Source organism: Streptomyces sp. NRRL F-5123, assembly GCF_000721495.1.
In the GTDB taxonomy this organism is placed as follows: Bacteria; Actinomycetota; Actinomycetes; order Streptomycetales; family Streptomycetaceae; genus Actinacidiphila.
The window spans coordinates 18,079-34,792 of sequence record NZ_JOHY01000012.1; the positions used below are offsets into that span (position 1 = coordinate 18,079).

At 70.4% G+C, this 16,714-nt stretch carries 17 protein-coding genes and 1 tRNA gene; 9 read left to right on the forward strand and 9 right to left on the reverse strand.

Going from position 1 to position 16,714, the window contains the following annotated elements:
- Positions 1–50 precede the first annotated feature (50 nt).
- The 5 genes from IH54_RS0113990 (at position 51) to IH54_RS41575 (ending at position 5,056) form a co-directional block, all read left to right on the forward strand.
- Positions 51–458 carry a hypothetical protein gene (locus IH54_RS0113990; protein ID WP_063762295.1) on the forward strand — a complete coding sequence of 136 codons (408 nt, stop codon included), beginning with the start codon at positions 51–53 and terminating at the stop codon, positions 456–458.
- A gap of 238 nt (positions 459–696) precedes the next feature.
- Positions 697–1,590, forward strand: coding sequence for a hypothetical protein (locus IH54_RS0113995; protein WP_234343515.1), 894 nt, complete (start codon positions 697–699; stop codon positions 1,588–1,590).
- A gap of 61 nt (positions 1,591–1,651) precedes the next feature.
- Positions 1,652–3,181, forward strand: a complete 1,530-nt coding sequence (locus IH54_RS0114000; protein ID WP_031516528.1) for an amino acid permease — start codon at positions 1,652–1,654, stop codon at positions 3,179–3,181.
- Complete coding sequence (locus tag IH54_RS0114005; RefSeq protein WP_031516529.1) at positions 3,181–4,548, forward strand: glutamine synthetase family protein; 1,368 nt, start codon at positions 3,181–3,183, stop codon at positions 4,546–4,548. Before IH54_RS0114000 ends, IH54_RS0114005 begins: the two co-directional genes overlap by 1 nt.
- Positions 4,541–5,056: a LuxR C-terminal-related transcriptional regulator gene (locus IH54_RS41575; protein ID WP_031516530.1), complete on the forward strand. Its 516-nt coding sequence runs from the start codon at positions 4,541–4,543 to the stop codon at positions 5,054–5,056. Before IH54_RS0114005 ends, IH54_RS41575 begins: the two co-directional genes overlap by 8 nt.
- Before the next feature lie 48 nt (positions 5,057–5,104).
- On the opposite strand, the gene IH54_RS0114015 is transcribed toward IH54_RS41575, so the two are convergent.
- From IH54_RS0114015 to IH54_RS0114035, 5 genes are all read right to left on the reverse strand, one after another.
- Positions 5,105–6,787: a relaxase/mobilization nuclease domain-containing protein gene (locus IH54_RS0114015; RefSeq protein ID WP_031516531.1), complete on the reverse strand. Its 1,683-nt coding sequence runs from the start codon at positions 6,785–6,787 to the stop codon at positions 5,105–5,107.
- Positions 6,784–7,257, reverse strand: coding sequence for a plasmid mobilization protein (locus IH54_RS45490; protein ID WP_031516532.1), 474 nt, complete (start codon positions 7,255–7,257; stop codon positions 6,784–6,786). Before IH54_RS45490 ends, IH54_RS0114015 begins: the two co-directional genes overlap by 4 nt.
- A 449-nt stretch (positions 7,258–7,706) precedes the next feature.
- Entirely contained in the window at positions 7,707–8,516 is an 810-nt protein-coding gene (locus IH54_RS45495; protein WP_031516533.1) for a DUF2637 domain-containing protein, read from the reverse strand.
- A gap of 99 nt (positions 8,517–8,615) precedes the next feature.
- A complete protein-coding gene (locus IH54_RS0114030; protein ID WP_031516534.1) occupies positions 8,616–9,308 on the reverse strand; it encodes an ATP-binding protein in 693 nt (230 codons plus the stop codon).
- Entirely contained in the window at positions 9,305–10,231 is a 927-nt protein-coding gene (locus tag IH54_RS0114035; RefSeq protein WP_031516535.1) for a hypothetical protein, read from the reverse strand. The genes IH54_RS0114030 and IH54_RS0114035 overlap by 4 nt, the downstream gene beginning before the upstream one ends.
- 359 nt (positions 10,232–10,590) lie before the next feature.
- Here IH54_RS0114035 and IH54_RS0114040 point away from each other — a divergent pair, with 359 nt between their 5' ends.
- The 3 genes from IH54_RS0114040 to IH54_RS0114045 all read left to right on the forward strand — a co-directional run bounded on the left by IH54_RS0114040 (position 10,591) and on the right by IH54_RS0114045 (position 13,160).
- The gene (locus IH54_RS0114040; protein WP_052397451.1) at positions 10,591–11,106 is read left to right on the forward strand and encodes a helix-turn-helix domain-containing protein; all 516 of its coding nucleotides are present in this window, start codon (positions 10,591–10,593) and stop codon (positions 11,104–11,106) included.
- 165 nt (positions 11,107–11,271) lie between these two features.
- Positions 11,272–11,610 (forward strand): helix-turn-helix domain-containing protein, encoded by a 339-nt coding sequence (locus IH54_RS46795; protein ID WP_078862194.1) that lies wholly within the window; start codon positions 11,272–11,274, stop codon positions 11,608–11,610.
- A 23-nt stretch (positions 11,611–11,633) separates the two neighbouring features.
- Complete coding sequence (locus tag IH54_RS0114045; protein WP_031516537.1) at positions 11,634–13,160, forward strand: LacI family DNA-binding transcriptional regulator; 1,527 nt, start codon at positions 11,634–11,636, stop codon at positions 13,158–13,160.
- An 80-nt stretch (positions 13,161–13,240) separates the two neighbouring features.
- On the opposite strand, the gene IH54_RS0114050 is transcribed toward IH54_RS0114045, so the two are convergent.
- From IH54_RS0114050 to IH54_RS0114065, 4 genes are all read right to left on the reverse strand, one after another.
- A complete protein-coding gene (locus IH54_RS0114050; RefSeq protein ID WP_031516538.1) occupies positions 13,241–13,705 on the reverse strand; it encodes a hypothetical protein in 465 nt (154 codons plus the stop codon).
- A gap of 1 nt (position 13,706) precedes the next feature.
- Positions 13,707–14,615, reverse strand: a complete 909-nt coding sequence (locus tag IH54_RS0114055; RefSeq protein WP_031516540.1) for a TIR domain-containing protein — start codon at positions 14,613–14,615, stop codon at positions 13,707–13,709.
- 193 nt (positions 14,616–14,808) lie between these two features.
- A tRNA-Pro gene (locus IH54_RS0114060) sits at positions 14,809–14,882 on the reverse strand.
- Positions 14,883–14,899: 17 nt separating this feature from the next.
- Positions 14,900–15,865, reverse strand: coding sequence for a metallophosphoesterase (locus IH54_RS0114065; RefSeq protein WP_031516542.1), 966 nt, complete (start codon positions 15,863–15,865; stop codon positions 14,900–14,902).
- Positions 15,866–15,939: 74 nt separating this feature from the next.
- Here IH54_RS0114065 and IH54_RS0114070 point away from each other — a divergent pair, with 74 nt between their 5' ends.
- Entirely contained in the window at positions 15,940–16,398 is a 459-nt protein-coding gene (locus IH54_RS0114070; protein WP_031516544.1) for a GatB/YqeY domain-containing protein, read from the forward strand.
- Positions 16,399–16,714: the final 316 nt, after the last annotated feature.

Below are 16,714 nucleotides of genomic sequence, written 5' to 3' on the forward strand. Positions count from 1 at the left end.
TGTCGTCACTATGGCTGCTCCACTGCCCCCAACGGCAAGGAGCCGTTGCCATGTCCGTCGATGTCCTTCGGGTACCCGCGGTACAGAGCATCACCGGTTACCAGATCCAGGCGGCCGGGCACGGATGGGACGCCGTGCGGGTGCACGCGCCCATGGCCCGGACCGTGCTGCTCGCTTTGGGGGACCGCAGCGGAGCCGTCATCGAGGACTCACGCGAACCGGCGCTTTACTGGTTCGTCGCCGCCGGTGCCACGGCCGGTTGGGATGTCCCGGGGACCCGACCCCTCGGCCTGCACCAGCATCTGGTCGTCCCCGACAGCAGGCGTAGGCAGGGACCCGGGCCGTGGTGGCGTATCCGCCCGGAGGGCGGCGCGCTGCTGACGGACGCGGGCGCGTTGCTCCAGGCGCTGCGGATGGCGGCGGGCTCGTGCGCCGGTCGCGACGGAGGATCGCGATGAGGACGGGGCGGACGGGCTGCGACCTCGGGGACGGTGGGCACCGCGCCATCTGCGCATTCCGCGCGACGGATCGCGAACGCTTGCGGGGTTGCTGGTGAGCGCCCAGGCGTCGGAGTTCCGGCCCTCCTTCCACCCGGCGGCGCACGACGCTGCCCTGCGGAGGGCCGTGGAGGAAGTGCGCGTGGGCAGGTGGATGCCCATGCGTGACCTGCTCGCACGCACAGGAACCGCTTGGGCATTGCGCACGGCTCGCTCGCAGGTGCTTGGGGCTGCCGCCGCCCGGTCGCATGTCGTCAGGACGTGGCTGGCCGAAGAGCCGACGAGCCCGGACGCCCTGATGATGCGGGCCAGGGTGGACGTGGAGCGGGCCTTGCATGCCCACCAATCCGGCCACGAGTCGGTGTCCGGCCTGGCGGAAAGGGCGAGGGAGTCGGCGCACCTGGCGATGTGGGCAGCCCCTGCCGACCCGGTTCCGTGGGTGTGCCTCCTTGCCCTCGCGCAACTCGATCTGGAGCAGCGGCGGCCCGAACACCACCTCCGGGGGCCGGACCGGCTCCTGCCGCCGGGGCCGTGGGGCCTGCTCCGCGAGGTGCAGCGCCGCGATCCGTTCAACCGGGAGGGCCATCACCGCGTTCTCCGCACCCTCCTCGCGCAGCCGCTCGGTGGTCCGGCAGCCTCACTCCACTTCACGCACTGGGTGAAGTCGTGGGTGCCGTGGCAGTCCGGTTCGGCCCTGCTGGTGCTGCCGCTGTACGCGTACGCCCAGCACTACCGGGACAAGCGCCAGCGCGGGCGCTACGACGCCATCGGACGAGCCCAGTGGACCCGGGAGCCCGTCACCGATGACGTACAACGAGCCCTCAAGGGCTGGTTCGACCTTTCCCCGCCTCTCGAACGCTCTCCACTCGATCTGAACCACCTCGCGCACGCCCTGTGGGCCGGCCACCGGTACGTGGAAGCGGCGGGCGTCTTCACCGCCATCGGTCCCTTCGTGACCACCCAGCCGTGGGGCTTCGTGGCGTCCGAGCCCCGCGACCCGCAGTCCGGTGTCGACGAGTTCCTACGGGCGCGGGGCCAGTGCCTGGCCCTCGCCGGACCACCGCGGGCCCGCCCTGCTCAGAGCACCCGCTGACGATCACCGCAGCCCACCCGGCTGCCTGCCCACACTTTCCCTTCCTCTACAGAGCCCTGTGATGTCGCATGCCCACAACGAGGCCAAGCCATCGGCCCTGGACGACGACCAGCTCTTACGCGAACTGGGCTACGAGCCCGAGCTGAGCCGCCGGATGAACGGCTTCGGGAACTTCGCGATCAGCTTCTCGGTCATCTCCGTGCTGTCCGGCTGCATGACGCTGTACGGCTTCGGCCTGGCCACCGGCGGCCCCGCGGTCATGCTGTGGGGTTGGCTCGTGGTCGGGGCGATGGTGCTCTTCGTCGGCGCCGCCCTGGCCGAGGTCACCTCCGCGTACCCGACCTCCGGCGCGCTCTTCGACATGGCCAACCGGCTCGGCGGCCCGCGCTGGGGCTGGTACACCGGCTGGCTGAACCTGCTCGGCCTGCTCGGCGCGATCGCCGGCATCGACTACGGGGCCGCGCTCTTCGCCGGAGCCTTCGCCAACCTGCAGTGGGGCTTCCAGCCGACGCCCGGCCGCACGATGCTGATCTACCTCGGCATCCTCCTCCTGCACGCGGTCCTGAACCTCTTCGGGGTCCGCCTGGTCACCCTGCTCAACTCGGTGTCGGTGTGGTGGCACCTTGCCGGTGTCGCCGTCATCGTGGGCGCGCTCGTCCTGGTGCCCTCCCACCACCAGTCGCCGCACTTCATGTTCACCACCTTCGTCAACGACACCGGCTGGTCGCACAGCTGGTACGTGGTGCTCGTCGGACTGCTGCTGGCGCAGTACACCTTCTGCGGCTACGACGCCTCCGCCCACCTCAGCGAGGAGACCACCCGGGCCCAGGTCAGCGCACCGCGCGGCATCGTGCGCGCCATCGGATGGTCCTGGCTCGCCGGCTTCGTCCTGCTGGCCGGGCTGACGTACGCCATCCAGGACTACGCGGGCACGCAGGCCACCGCCACCGGTGTGCCCCCGGCCCAGATCTTCCTCGACGCCCTCGGCTCCGGCGGCGCGAAGGCGCTCCTGCTGGTGGTGATCGTCGCCCAGCTCTTCTGCGGCAACGCCGAGGTCGCCGCCTGCTCGCGGATGGTCTTCGCCTTCTCCCGCGACGGCGCCCTGCCCGGCTCGACCCTGTGGCGCCGGGTCTCCGGACGGACAGGAACACCGGTCCTCGCTGTATGGCTGGCGGTCGGTGTGGCGGCTGTCCTCGCGTTCCCGGCGTTGTACAGCACGGTCGCCTACGGTGCGGTCACCGCGATCAACGTCATCGGCATCACTCCGGCGTACGCCATCCCCATCTACCTGCGTCTGCGCGCCGGTCGGCGTTTCCAACGCGGGCCGTGGCACCTCGGCCGCTGGAGCACACTGGTGGGCTGGGTCGCGGTTGTCTGGGTCGGCTTCGTCACCGTCCTGTTCTGCCTGCCCCAGACCCGCCCCGAGCACCACCTGATCACCGTCGCCTCCTTCAACTACGCGCCAGCCGCCCTCGCGGTGGTGCTCGTGTTGGCCGCGATCTGGTGGCGTGTCGCAGGTCGCCGCACCTACGACGCGGCCCAGATCACCGGCGAGGCGGAACTGGCCCAGTACGCCGAGGGGATCGTGTGATGAGCGATATCGGCACGAAGGTCCCCGGCGGGCCGATCACACCAGCCGGACTGCGCAGGCTGGTCGAGACCGGTGAGGTCGACAAGGTGATGCTGGCCCTCGCGGACATGCACGGCCGTCTCGTCGGAAAACGCCACCACGCCCCCGGCTTCGTCCAGCAGCTCCTGGCCGGCGGCGGCACGGAGGCATGCGCGTACCTGCTGGCCACTGACACCCAAATGCGCCCGGTACCGGGCTTCGACCTCGCCTCGTGGGATAGCGGCTACGGGGATATCCGCCTCGTCCCGAACCTCCGCACCCTGCGCCGTATGCCGTGGCCCGGCGGCGGCGTACTCGTCCTCTCGGACGCCGAGCACGCGGACGGTCGCCCTGTGGCAGTCGCACCCCGGCAGGTCCTGTACGAGCAGGTATCCGCGCTGTCGGAGCTGGGCGTCAGCGCGAAGGTCGGGCTGGAGACGGAGTTCACCGTCTACCGCGGTGTCGGCGACGAGGCCCTGGGCCGGCTGCAGCCGTTGAGCACCCGGAACCTCGACTACGCCCTTGTCCACCCGCCCCGGGTGCGCGAGTACGTCCACGAGCTTGAGCAGGTCCTGGTCGGCGCGGGGTTGCCGCTGGAAGCGATGAAGACGGAGGCGGCCCCCGGCCAGATCGAAGCCACCTTCCGTTACGGCGACGCACTGAGCGCCGCGGACGAGCACGTCGTCTTCAAGCACATCGTCAAGACGGTCACGCCGTGGACGGACAGCACCGCGACCTTCATGGCCGCGCCGGACACCGGCATCGGCAACGGGATGCACATCCACGTGTCGCTGTGGCGGGAGGACGAGCCCGTATTTCCCTCCGAGGGCGGCGGCCTGTCGGCGGCCGGAGCACAGGCGGTCGCCGGGCTCCTCTACCTCCTGCCGGACGCCATGCCGCTGCTGCTGCCGACCCCCAACTCGTACAAGCGCCTGCGACCGGACTCCTTCGCGCCCACGCGGGTTGCCTGGGGCTGGGACAACCGGACCGCGGCCGTGCGGGTCACAGGCCACGGCGCCGGCCTGCACCTGGAGATTCGGATCCCCGGCGCCGACGCCAACCCGTACCTCGCGGTCGCGGCGGTGCTGGCCGCCTGCCGCCGGGGCATGGCGCAAGAGATGCAGCCGCCCTCCGCGGCCAACGGGAGCACCTATTCCCAGAGCGACCTGCCGCTGCTGCCGGCAGACCTGCCGACCGCTCTGTCTGCCTTCCAGGACAGCGCCGCCTGGTCCGACCTCCTCGGAAAGGACGTCGTCCGGCACTACGCCACGGCGGCACGAATCGAATGCGAGGTCGCGGCAACCGAGGTTACGGACGTCGAACGCATCAGGGGGTTCCACGATGCGTGATGACGGGGCACCGCTCCCGACCACCGAAGGCAGGTCACCCACGGTCGGGCGTCGGCTGGCCCCCGTCGAGGCCGCGACGTTGAGGCTCGTCGCCGCCGGGCTGACCACCAAGGAGATCGCGGGTCGTCGCGGGATCAGCGTGGACGGGGTGCGGTCGGCACTGCGCCGGTGCCAGGCCAAGATCGGCGTCATCGACTACGCCGCCCTGGTCCACAACGCCTACCGCACCAGACAGTTGCCCACCCCCCGGGGGTGGGCAACTGTCCGGCGTCCGGTTCTCAACGCGGAGCAGCAGCGTCTTCTGAGTCTTCTGTCCGTGGGCGCGACCGCCCGTCAGATCGCCTCTGCCGTCTACCGTTCGCGGTCGACTGTCCAAACGCGGCTGAGGTCTCTCCGCGCGGCATTGGGCGCCGCTACCTCGGCTCAGGCGGTTCACCTGGGCTGGCAGTACGGATACCTCGGCGACGAGCCGAATCAGTACCAAGGGACGGGAGGCGGGGACGCATGACCGGGCAGGGGCCGCCCATACTCGGGCGGCCCACCGACTGGTGCCCGTTCAACGGCTCGGATGGTGGTTGGTTGCGGCCGGGAGGTTCGGTTGGACGGGCGCTTGAGTAGGGGTGCCGTTATGCGTCTGCGACGGGGATGCACTGCGGGCGAGGGCGGCTTGGGTACGGGGGGTCGGGGCGGAGCGGAGAGAGAGGCGCTGGACGCGCCAGAGCAGGACCCTGGCAGGGGAGCGGGCATCGGTGAGGGCGCGGTGGTCTGCTGCCTTGTGGAGGAGGCGTGCCAGGGTGTGGCCGCTGGCCTGGGCATCGGTGAGGGTGGTGGCGAGTGCCGGCCAGGCTGGATCGGCGATGATCTGGTCGGCGTAGGCGGGGACGGCCTGGCGGATTGCCGCTTCGTGCTCGCGCAATGTCGTCGCAGATTGCGGGCGTGTGGCCAGGGCGGCCAGTGGAGCTGCGGCTGCTTGGTCGTAGGCGGTTTGCAGGTGGTTGAGGGTTCGGCGGGTGGCTTCGACTTGCTGGTCGAGGTGGCGGGTCGAGTACCAGCGGCGGATGGCGATGGCGGCCAGGACCGCAGCATCGAGGAGCATCGCAAGGGCGGCCCCATCACCGGTTGGGGGCTGTCGGGCGATGGCGCGGACGGCTCCCCGGAGGGCGCGGGCGTGCTGGTGGTCGGCTTGGATGCGGGAGCGACTGGCGCGTTCGAAGTCGAGGGCGGCTTGGCGGAGGAGAGGGCGTAGCTCCTGCGGCGCGGTGAGCGGGAGCACGTCCAGGGCTTCGGCGAAGACGGTGATGTAGGCCTGGGAGGAGGCGTCATCCCTCTGGTCGAGGTGGTGGGGGATGCGTTCCGTCGCAGCGGTGGCCTGGTGCCAGGGGTTGGTCTGTCGGGGTTCGAGGGCGGTCAGCCGTGCGCGGATCTTGGGGAAGGACAGGTCGGGGGCGAGGGTGGAGCCGGCGAACCAGACCGGCTCGCCCGCAGCGTTGGTATCGCCAGCGAGGGCGACTTTGTAGCCCCGGATGTCCCCGGAAGGCATGCGCAAGATCTCGGTCTTGATGCCGCTGGCAGCGAGGAGGCGGAGAAACTCCTCCGGGCTGGCGGCAGCAGCAACCGTGGTGCGTAGGGCGGTGCGGAGCTGCTCGCGCGCGGTGAGTGAGGAGCCGGTGCGGTGGGCCTTCTCGGTTTCGGCGCGGGTGGGGCGTTTGGCGGCGGTGCCGTCGCCAGCGGTGACGCGGCGCAGGCCGTAGTCGGCCTCGATCCGGCGGGCTTCGGTCTGGGCGCGCTTGTAGGAGTAGGAGTCGCGGGGCTTGGTCCCGTCCTGGCGGACCTTGGTGGCGAGGATGTGGATGTGGTCGTCGGCGTGCCGGACGGCGATCCACCGGCAGGCACCGTCGTCGCCTTCGGGCGCGATGCCGGTGGCGGCGACCATGCGTCGGGCGATGTCAGCCCACTGGTTGTCGGTCAGGATCGGGTCTTCCGGAGCGGCGCGGACTGAGCAGTGCCAGACGGGTTTGTCGGGGCGTTCCGCCGGATCGATGGCGTTGACGGGCAGGTCGAGGTAGGCGGCCAGTTGCTTGAAGGTCGCGTCGGGATTCCGGCCGGGGTCGGGAGCCAGGCCGTCGAGGGAGGCGACGAGGTGCGGGTCCGTGTGGGTCTCGTGGCCGCGGCCGGTTCGGTAGAGGTAGCCGATCGCACCGGCTGTGTTCGAGCCCGGTTTATGGATGGAGGGGATCACGCGCGTTCGGCCAGGACCTGTGCGGCCGCTTCGACGCGGGCGGCGGCGCGTCGTACGGCAACGAGCGTGGCCTCCGCACCGACCGGATCACCGCCAGCGTTGAGCGCTCGCGCGATCTGGTTGACGTTGTTGCCGATGCGGGCCAGTTCGGTGCGGGCGGCGACGAGTTCGCGGATGGTTCCGCGCAGGTCGAGGAGGTTCGCCGCGACGCGGTTGATGTCGTGGGCTGCAGCCAGGGACGCCTGGGCCATGAATTTGGCAAGGCTGGCACCGGTGTGGTCGGCGGCGGCTTTCACCTGAGCGCGCTCGGTGGTGCTGAGTCGGACGCTGACGGCGGCGCGCTGCTTGTTCTGACGCGTACGGGTACGGCGCTGCGGGCGCGTACGTGTCGTGCTTGTCCTTGGTGCGGGGCCGCCCTCGGCCCCGCAGCCTTCATCGGCCGCCCCCCGGCGGCCGGTGTCCTGCGCCACCCCCGGGGCGCAGGACCGCGTGCAGGACGCTCCCCCGACGGGGGAGTGTCCCAGCGCACAACTTGCTCCGCTGGGGGCTGGGGTCGTCTGTATGGGGTCGGAGTGGGTGGGGGCGGTGTGGCGTTGGTCGTGCACGGGTCGCGGTTCCGTTCGGAGGTGGGGCGTTGGTAGGGCGGGGTGTTGTCGGTGGTGTCGGTTACGGTGCGGGGTAGTGGGCCGGACGGAGATCGTGAGGGACTCGCGGCCATAGGGGGTGGGTGGGAAGGTCCCCGGCAGCCAGCTCGGGACTGGATTTAGGTATCCGTGACCCCACCCCCTTTTCCTCAGTCCGGTGATTCCGCGTGTGGACTGGTGGGTGTGTTTCGTGGGGTGGTCCGCGCTGGCTGCGGGGGTGACCGGAGGGGCGGACCAGGACGGGTGGTCCGCCCGTGGCCTGGGGTGACTTCCGGTCAGTGGCCGCTTTGGTCGCGGCGCAAGGTGGTCATGATCTGGGTGAGGCGGTCTTCCGCGATGGTGTGGCCGGCGGCGCGGATGTGGTCGCGGACCGCGTTCCGGGTGGGGTTTTCGTGCGCGGCGAAGGCGGGGCGGACCAGGGTGAGGAGTTCGTCGAGTTCGGCGCTGGGCGGGCGGCCGATCCGGCGGACCGGTTCGCCGGGCGCTCGGGTGGCGTGGTCCCGGACGCGGGCGTGTTCGGTGGGCGGTTCGGCGGGCGGCCGGTCTGCCTCGGGTATCGGGTCGTGCTCGGTCGCTTCGACGCTCGTGGGTTCTGCCGCCGGGGGCTGCGGGGTTTCGGGTGGGCGGATCACCGAGACGGGGGTGGTGGGTGTTTCGTGGCGGGTGATGAGGATGTGGAGGTGGACGGCTCCGGCGAGGGCGAGCGGGGCGATGGTGGACAGGGCACCGACGGTGGTGTCGCCGAGGTGCAGGCCGGAGGTCGGGGATTGCTGGTTGAGGCGGACGGCGTGGAGGGCGTTGGCCCAGATGCTGGCGGCCGTGGCGGTGGCGAAGAGGGTCCATACGTAGAGGCGGGCGCGGAAGGGCGCCGTGCGCAGGACGAGCAGGGCGCGGACGCCATAGGCGATGAAGCCGTCGATGACGGCGGGGAAGAGGTACGTCAGGGCCGGGCGGACGTGGATGGCGATGGCCATCTGCTGCAGCGCGTCGTATGAGAGCGCGCAGCCGGAGCCGCCGAGGACGGTGATGGCGGCGCGGTCCCACGCGGTCGCCCGGTGGGCGGTGGCAGGGGTGTTCGGGGGCATGCGGGAATCTCCGGTGTGGGTCTGCTTCCGCGCGCGGGCAGGCGTCGGCGGACGAGCAAGGTGAGGGGAACTGGGGTGGAAGGCGGCGGGTGGGCCCGGTTATCCGGCGGGGTGCCTTCTGCGGTCGTGGCCGGTGAGGATGACGCGGTCGGTCATCTCGGCGAGGCGGGAGGCGACGCGGTCGCCGACGGCGTCGCGGAGTTCGGCGACGGGCAGGTTGGTGGTGACCAGAGTCGGGAGGAGCTGGTTGTAGCGGTGGTTGACCAGGCGGTAGGTCAGCTCTTCCGTCCACGGGGACTGCTTGGCCGCGCCGAGGTCGTCCAGCAGCAGGAGCGGGCAGCGGGCCAGCGCCCAGAGCTGCCGTTCGGGGTCGTTGCCCTGCTGGGGGCGTTGTGCGGCGTACAGGTCGGCTGCGGTGGTGGCCTCCCAGCGCAGCCGCACACCGGCGGTGAGGAGGGCACGGACGGCCCCGTACGCCTGGTGGGTCTTGCCGGTGCCGGTGGGGCCGGCGATCAGCAGCGACGGGCCGGTGGCGATCCCGCGGGTGCCGCCGGGGCCGGGCCTGCCCGCGGCGGTCGTCTCGGCGACCCAGGCGGTGACGCGGGGGTGGCCGGCCACCGCGGCCCGGTAGCGGGGCGGGATGCGGGCGTCGGCCAGCTCCAGCGCGGTCACCTGTGCCGGGATCGGTGGTGCGGGAGCGGTGTCCGGGTCGATGCCGCGGGCGGTGAGGATCGCGGCGAGGCGGTTGACCGCGCCTGCGGCGGTGCTCGGTTCGCGGGTGGCGGTGGTCACAGGTCACCGCCGTAGGCGGCTTCGACGTCGGCGGGGTTGGTCCACGCGCGGTGCGGCGGCCGCGGGTTGTCCTTCGCAGGCGCGGCGTTCATGGCCTCGTTGACCAGGCTCGGCAGCACGCTCGGGCTCAGGCCTTTGACCCGGAGGCGTTCCAGGGCCGGGCGGAGGTAGTCCGGGGAGATGCCTTCGCCGAGGAGCTGGTTGACGGTCCGGCCCAGGCGTCCGAGGAACTGCCCCGGCGGGCGGTGCGCGCAGGCGGCGACGTACTCGTCGAGGAGCTGCTTCGCCGAGACGGAGGGGCCGGGCGCGGGGGCGTTCGCGCGCCCCGAAGGGACTGATCCTAGATCCACGATCCTAGGTCCTAGATCCGGACGACGAGGACTCGCCGAGGGTTCGGTGACTCCTCCGTGAGTCCTCGGTGAAGCCTCACTGAACGTGTCCTGACCTGGGATTTCGTGGTTCGGTGAGGGTTCGATGGTCTTTCGCGAGTCCTCGGTGTGGCCTCCGTGAGGGCTCACCGCACCCTCATAGAGGGCTCCCTGCGTGCGCGGTGAGGGCTCGCGGACACCGGTGGTGTCGTCGTGGTGGGGGCAGGCGGGGGCGCGGACGCCGCTGGGGCGGTTGATCTTCTGGTGGCGGTGCCAGGTGACGACGTGGAGGTAGCGCTTGCCGTCGTTGCCTTCGTAGCGGCAGATCAGGTCGGCGGTGGCGAGCTGGGTGAGGTCTTCCTCGACGCCGATCGGGCCGTGGTCGGGGCGCAGCGACCACAGCAGTCCGGCGATGACGGCGGGCTGGTCGCGGAAGCGGCCGTGGTCGTCGGCCTGGGTGAGCAGGCCGAAGAAGGTCCGCTCGGCCGACAGGGACACCGCGGCCAGGGACTCCGAGGCGAACGCCTCGGGCTTGATCGTGCGTATCCGGGCCATGCCTCAGCACCCCGCCTTCGCAACAGGCTGCGGGGACGAGGGTGCGGGAACGGCTGGCGAGGCCGTACGCTGGTTCACGGAAGTTCCTCTCCTGGCGGGCTTCGGGACGGCAATCCCGGGGCCGAATGCCGGTCATGGTCGTTCAGGGATGGGCGGTCGTTGAGGTTCTGCTTCAGCCCCCGGCGTGTCAGCGCCGGGGGTTTTGTCGTGTCCGGGGGTCGGTGGGCAGGGTGCGGGGATGGTAAGACGATACCACGCCTCTGCGGATCGCAGCAACTATTTGCAATCCGCATAACGGCGTGTATCCTAGTAGTCTTCCTGCGGATTGCAGCGAGGTACTACGAACGGAAGGACTGGTGGTGGGCGGCAACGAGGAGGACCTGCCGGGCCCGAGCATCAACCAGCTCGCCGGCGAGGAGAACGTCGCGGTCCGCATCAAGCTCGAACGGGACACCCGAGGCTGGAGCACCAACGCGCTGTCCGACCGCCTCAACGCCGCTGGCTACGAGATGAACCCCTCGGCGGTCTGGCGGATCGAGAACGGTCAGCGCCGGGTCACCGTCGATGACGCCCTCGGCTTCGCCGAGGTCTTCGGCATCTCCCTGGCCAACCTCGTCGGCCCCCCGAGGCTCGCCGCCCACGCTCGCGCGATGGAACTGGTCGAGGACATCAGACGTGCCTACCGGACCAGCCACTTGGCCAACCTCGCCGCCGCCGAGGCTCGGGACGTCCTCGACGCCTACCTCGACGAACACCCTGACGTCCGCGAAGAAGCCGAAGCCGCTGCCTCTCTCGCCGTCGCCGAAGAACTCACGGGCCTGCCTCAGCCCTACCAACTGCGCCGCCCTGCCGCCAACCAGAAGGACAGCGAATAACCCCGGTCCACCGAACAAGCACCGCACCGCCCATCCCTGAGCACCACACCGGCGAGCCCGTGGAGTTGCCGCTCCAAGCGCCCGCCAGAAGAGGACTTCCCGTGCGTCACCCCGCCATGCCCCCCACCCCTTCCGCCCGCGCCCTGGCGGAGGAGGTGGCCGCCCATGTCTGAACGTCCACACCGCGAAGCCCCCGTGCCGCGTCTCTACCGCCCCGAGGACATAGCCGACGTCCTCGGCTGCTCCGCCTGGTGGGTCCAGGACCGTGCCCGCCGACGCCTCATCCCCTTCACGCGGGTCGGCCGGGCGTACCGCTTCACCGCCGAACACCTCGCCGAGATCATTCGCCTCAACGAGGAGCGCCCGGCGCGGAAGCCGGAGCCCGGCGTGGCTGCTCCGAGGCCGGTTTCCCGGCGACCCGTGTGTCCTCCCGTTCAGCCCGAACGCCTTCGCGCGCGCTCTCCCCGTCGGCTACGCCGTGACCAGTTCGATACGGCCGCGTAGAGCGACACTGGAGAGGAGGACACATGGGTTTCGCGGAGAAGCGGGGAAGCTACTGGCGCGGCCGGTTCAAAACCGCTCCAGGCAAGCACAGCACTGTCGTTGACACGACAGGTGCGGTGATCAAGTACCCCAACCGCCGGGAAGCGAAGCGGGCCGCAGACGAGGCAGAGTTCGCGTTTCGGCGCGGCAAGTGGCACGACCCGGCGCTCGGCCAGGAGACGTTCGGCGAGTACGCCAGTCGCTGGTACGCCGCCCAGGACCTGGCTGCCTCGACCATGCAGAACTACCGGCGTCACATCGAGGAGCACCTGCTCCCCGACTTCGAGGACAAGGCACTCGGCGGCATCCTCCGGACCGACGTCGCCCTGTGGGAGAAGAAGGAGAAGGCGCTCTACGCCGCCACCAGCGTGAAGACCTGGCGGGCGGTGCTCCACCTCATCCTGGCCGACGCCGTCGATGAAGGCCTCATCGAAGCCAACCCGGCCACGACACGGCGCGGGCGGGGCAAGCGCGCTGGCCGCTCCCGCAACCGCGGGCCGGAGAAGGCCATCACCGATCCGCTCGGCGCCCTTCTCCTCGCCGAGCGGGCCGCCCTCCTGTCCGGGCGCGACGACGAGTTCGTCGCCGTGATCCTCATGGCCTTCACCGGCATGCGTTGGGGTGAAGTCGTCGGCCTGGAGACCAGCTTCGTACGCCCCGGTGCCATCCGCGTCGAATGGCAGCTGTACCAGCTCGACGACGGCGAAATGGTGCGCTGCCCGCCCAAGGACGACAGCTACCGCACCATCGACCTGCCACCCTGGCTGAGGGCACTACTGGCCGACCACATCGCCCGGACCAAGCCGACCCCGTGCTCCTGCCACGACAAGACGTACGTCTTCCGTGGGCAGCGCGCGGCACGCACCGGTGGCCACCACGGCGCGAAACTCGTCGACGTCGCCCGACGGGCCGGCACCTCAGCTGGCACCGTGTCCAACGTCCTCAACCACCCGGACCGCGTCACCGAGGCGACCCGCACCCGCGTGCAGAAGGCCATCGCCGACCTCGGCTTCGTACGGGGCGGCACCATCGTCGGGCACACCCCGCACTGGCGCCGCAGCAGCTTCGCCACGTGGCTGTTCGCCCCGGCCGTCTCGGGGTCGTACCCGGCGAGGGGTGGGTCCCGACCAGTGCCGCTCGTCGGCGAGCCGTGGCCCGGCATCCCGGTGCGGGGACGCAACTCCCAGGGCCGAGCCGATACCTGCTGGGCCCCGATTGCCAAGGGGCTCACCCCGCATGGCCTGCGGCACACCCACCGGACGGTGATGGAGGGCCTGGGCACGGAAAAGGTCCTCATGGACGACCGCATGGGCCACTTCGACGGCTCGGTCTCGGCCCGATATGCCCACGTCACCGCGAACATGCGCCAGCGCCTCGTGCTCGGGTTGACCGAGCGGTGGGAAGCAGCTCTCGACGACCGGCTGGCGATGTGCCCCACGTCGCCGGTGCGTGTGCTCAACGATCTCCTGCGCGCACGCAGGGAGGCGCGCAGCCTGGCGATGCCTGAATGAAGTGCGACACCTGTGTCCCACGCGATCTGCGCGGGGCACAGGTGCTTCCGCCGTGTAACGGCTACTTCGATTGCTGGGGATCAGACAGCGAAGGCTTGACCGCATACGAGGCAGTGATACGGGCCCGCACTGCCTTCAGGGACCTTCACCGGCTCGTATGAGTGGCATGGCGATGTCACGATGACCATGTCGTCGGGCTCGGTGAGCGGAGCCGGCACGTCCGGCGCGTCGGTGCCGCCTTTGAAGTCGAACCTCACGTGCCTGGTGCTGGCGCTCTTGAACGCGTCCCGCAGTCCTTGCTCGATCTCTCGCGTCGCTGCAGGAACAGCCACGCCTTGGGCGTATTCGAGTTGCTCCTGCGTCCACCAGGAGCCCATCCCAGCTGGCTGCCCGCACAGGGGGCAGTGATAGGCCGCCGGAGCGGGCTGCCCCTCTGCTTCCTCGTTCGCTGGACCGTGATGCCACTTGAACTGGCGTACGCAGTTCGGGCATTCCCGGCGGAGGAACCCATCGTGATCCAGAGGCAAGGTCACCTGGATGTCCATGTCACGCTCCGCTCACGAACTCGTCGATCTCGAGTGGTGTCCCATCGACCGTCTTGGCGGTGATGGTGATGTTGAAATATGAGTTCGAGCGTGACGCGAGAGAGTCCGACGACACGCGCCCCACGCGCACAGACTTGCCTTCAGGCAGCTTCGGGACGGGGAACTCATCGGCGTTTCGCGTGACGAGTCCAACCTTGGCATCCGCGTCTACGTTTAGCTCATACACGTCGCCGGGACCGTGGTTAGTGATCTCGACCGCGTCGATCTTGCCGCGCCCATTGTCGATGTACCGGGCCTTCAGCCGGGGTGCGCCCGATGCCTGCGATGACGGCAGTTTCCGGCCCATCGGGAGCCCGCCGCCTGGAGTAACGGGTGGGGTCAAGTCTCCAGCCTCGTGCCAGTCCGTTCCTGCCAGTCGGGTAGCGCACCCTGCGGTTTCTAGACGGGTCGCGAGTTCCTGCCGCTTCTTGACGCTGTTGTCGAGTCGGACGACATGCCGGCCGTGGATGTCGCTGAAGACCTTCACCTGCCCGAGTTCCACGATCACAGTGCGATCCGCGTCGCGGCCCATGGCCATGCCTGCCTCGAAGAGCACATTCGGGCGGGCCTGCATCTGCGGGTTGCACTCTGGGTCGCCTGGGTGAGTCAGGCTCTCGTGCAGATAGGTGACGTCGTCCGGGGTCTGTAGGACGACGACGGCCTGGGCATTGCCGAATGCCGCATCAAGGATCTCACCGATATACGGGGAGCCCTTTCCCGTCATGCGACCTGCTTCCGACCACTCGATCGGGTCCAGCCCGATGGCCCGCAGGAAGTCAAACAGTCCTCGGCGTGCACGCTCGTTGCGTCCGTGGATCACGAACACTCTGCGGCGGTCCACCCCACGCCCGTCTTCTGCTGCGGTCGGCATGCCTTGCTCCCTGCTGATGTACGAGAGACCTGCGCCACTCGACACTAGCGGCAGGGTCTGACAACAAACCCCGGTGGCGAGAGCGACGGTCGGTACGCGGGGTCGGCTCCCAATCGGCTCCCAAGACGGCCACGGGAACGACTCAGGGCCCCGATCCTTGGAAGGATCAAGGCCCTGACCTGCTGCTTTGGAGTCGGGGTGGCGGGATTTGAACCCACGGCCTCTTCGTCCCGAACGAAGCGCGCTACCAAGCTGCGCCACACCCCGGTGCAACGGGGTTAACTTTAGCGGACGCGGGGCTGAGGGCGAAATCCGGTTTCGGGGGTGGGGGTCAGGGTCAGGAGGGTGGCTTCGGGGGGGCAGGCGAAGCGGAGGGGGGTGTAGCGGTTGGTGCCGCAGCCTGCGGAGACGTGGAGGTAGGCGGTGGAGCCGGTCGCGGTGTGGGTGGAGAGGCCCTTCACGCGGTCGGTGTCGAGGTCGCAGTTGGTGACCAGGGCGCCGTAGAAGGGGATGCAGAGCTGGCCGCCGTGGGTGTGGCCCGCCAGGATGAGGGGGTAGCGGTCGGACGTGAAGGCGTCCAGGACGCGCAGGTAGGGGGCGTGGACCAGGGCCAGGGTGAAGTCGTCGGCCGGGTCGGGGCCGCCGGCCACCGCGGAGTAGCGGTCGCGCTTGATGTGCGGGTCGTCCAGGCCGGTCAGGCCCAGCACCGGGCCGCTTTCGAGCTTCACCTGGCCGCGGCTGTTGCTCAGGCCCACCCAGCCCGCCGCGTCGAAGGCGTCGCGCAGATCGCCCCAGGGGTTGCGGATCACGCCGTGCGCGCTGTGGCTCTTGCCGTTCAGGCCGTGCTGGCCGCGGGCCTTCTCGGCCAGGTAGCGCCCGGGGTTGCGGAACTTCGGGCCGTAGTAGTCGTTCGAGCCGAAGACGTACGCGCCCGGGAAGCGCAGCAGCGGGCCCAGTGCGTCCAGCACCTCCGGCACCGCAGTCGGGTCCGACAGGTTGTCGCCGGTGTTCACGACCAGGTCCGGGCGCAGACCCGCGAGGGACTGGAGCCAGCGGGCCTTCTTGCGCTGGCCGGACACCATGTGGATGTCGGAGAGCTGCAGGATGCGGATCGGCCGCATCCCCCGCGGGAGCACCGGCACCTCCACCCGGCGCAGCCGGAAGGACCTCACCTCGAAACCCGCCGCATAGGCCAGGCAGGCCGCGCCTGCCGCCGTCACACCCAGGGGTACTCCGTATCGCGCGCGCATGCCCCCATCGTGTCAGAGTCGCCGTGCCTCTTAATACGGGGCGGCGCCCGTCCCGGGGTGCGAAAATCGACGGCATGACCACGACCCTCAAGCAGCGGCTCAAGGACGACCTCACTTCGGCGATCAAGGGCCGTGACGAGCTGCGCTCCGCGACTCTCCGGCTCACCCTCACCGCCATCACCAAGGAGGAGGTCGCGGGCACCACCGCCCGCGAGCTCTCCGACGACGAGGTCCTGACGGTGATCGGCCGCGAGGCGAAGAAGCGGCGGGAGGCCGCGGAGGCGTTCGAGCAGGGCGGCCGCGCGGAGTCCGCGCAGCGCGAGCGGGCCGAGGGCGAGGTGCTCGCCGGGTATCTGCCGCAGCAGCTCACGGACGACGAGATCGCCGCCATCGTGCGGGACGCCATCGCCGAGTCCGGTGCGCAGGGGCCGAAGGGCATGGGCGCCGTCATGAAGCTCGTCAACCCCAAGGTCGCCAAGCGCGCGGAGGGCGGCCGCGTCGCCGCCGAGGTCAAGCGTCAGCTCGCCGGCTGAGCGGCTCCCGGGACGATCCGCCGAACGCTACCGATCGTCGGGCGGTAACGACTGCCGGACGGTAACGACTGCCGGACGGTAACGACTGCCGGACGGTAACGACCGTCGGACGGCACCGGTCCGCCGATCGTCGGGCGGTGACGATCGTCGGGCGGCCCCGGTCCGCCGGGTGCACCGGTCCGTCGAGCGATGCCCGCGGCGGTCCGCTGGGCTACACCGGTCCGCGGCCCGCCCCCGCCGCCCGCCGAGCGGCACCGTCCGCCGAGCCGCACCGGCCCGCCCGGCGATCCCCGCGGCCGCCCGCCGCGCTCCGCTC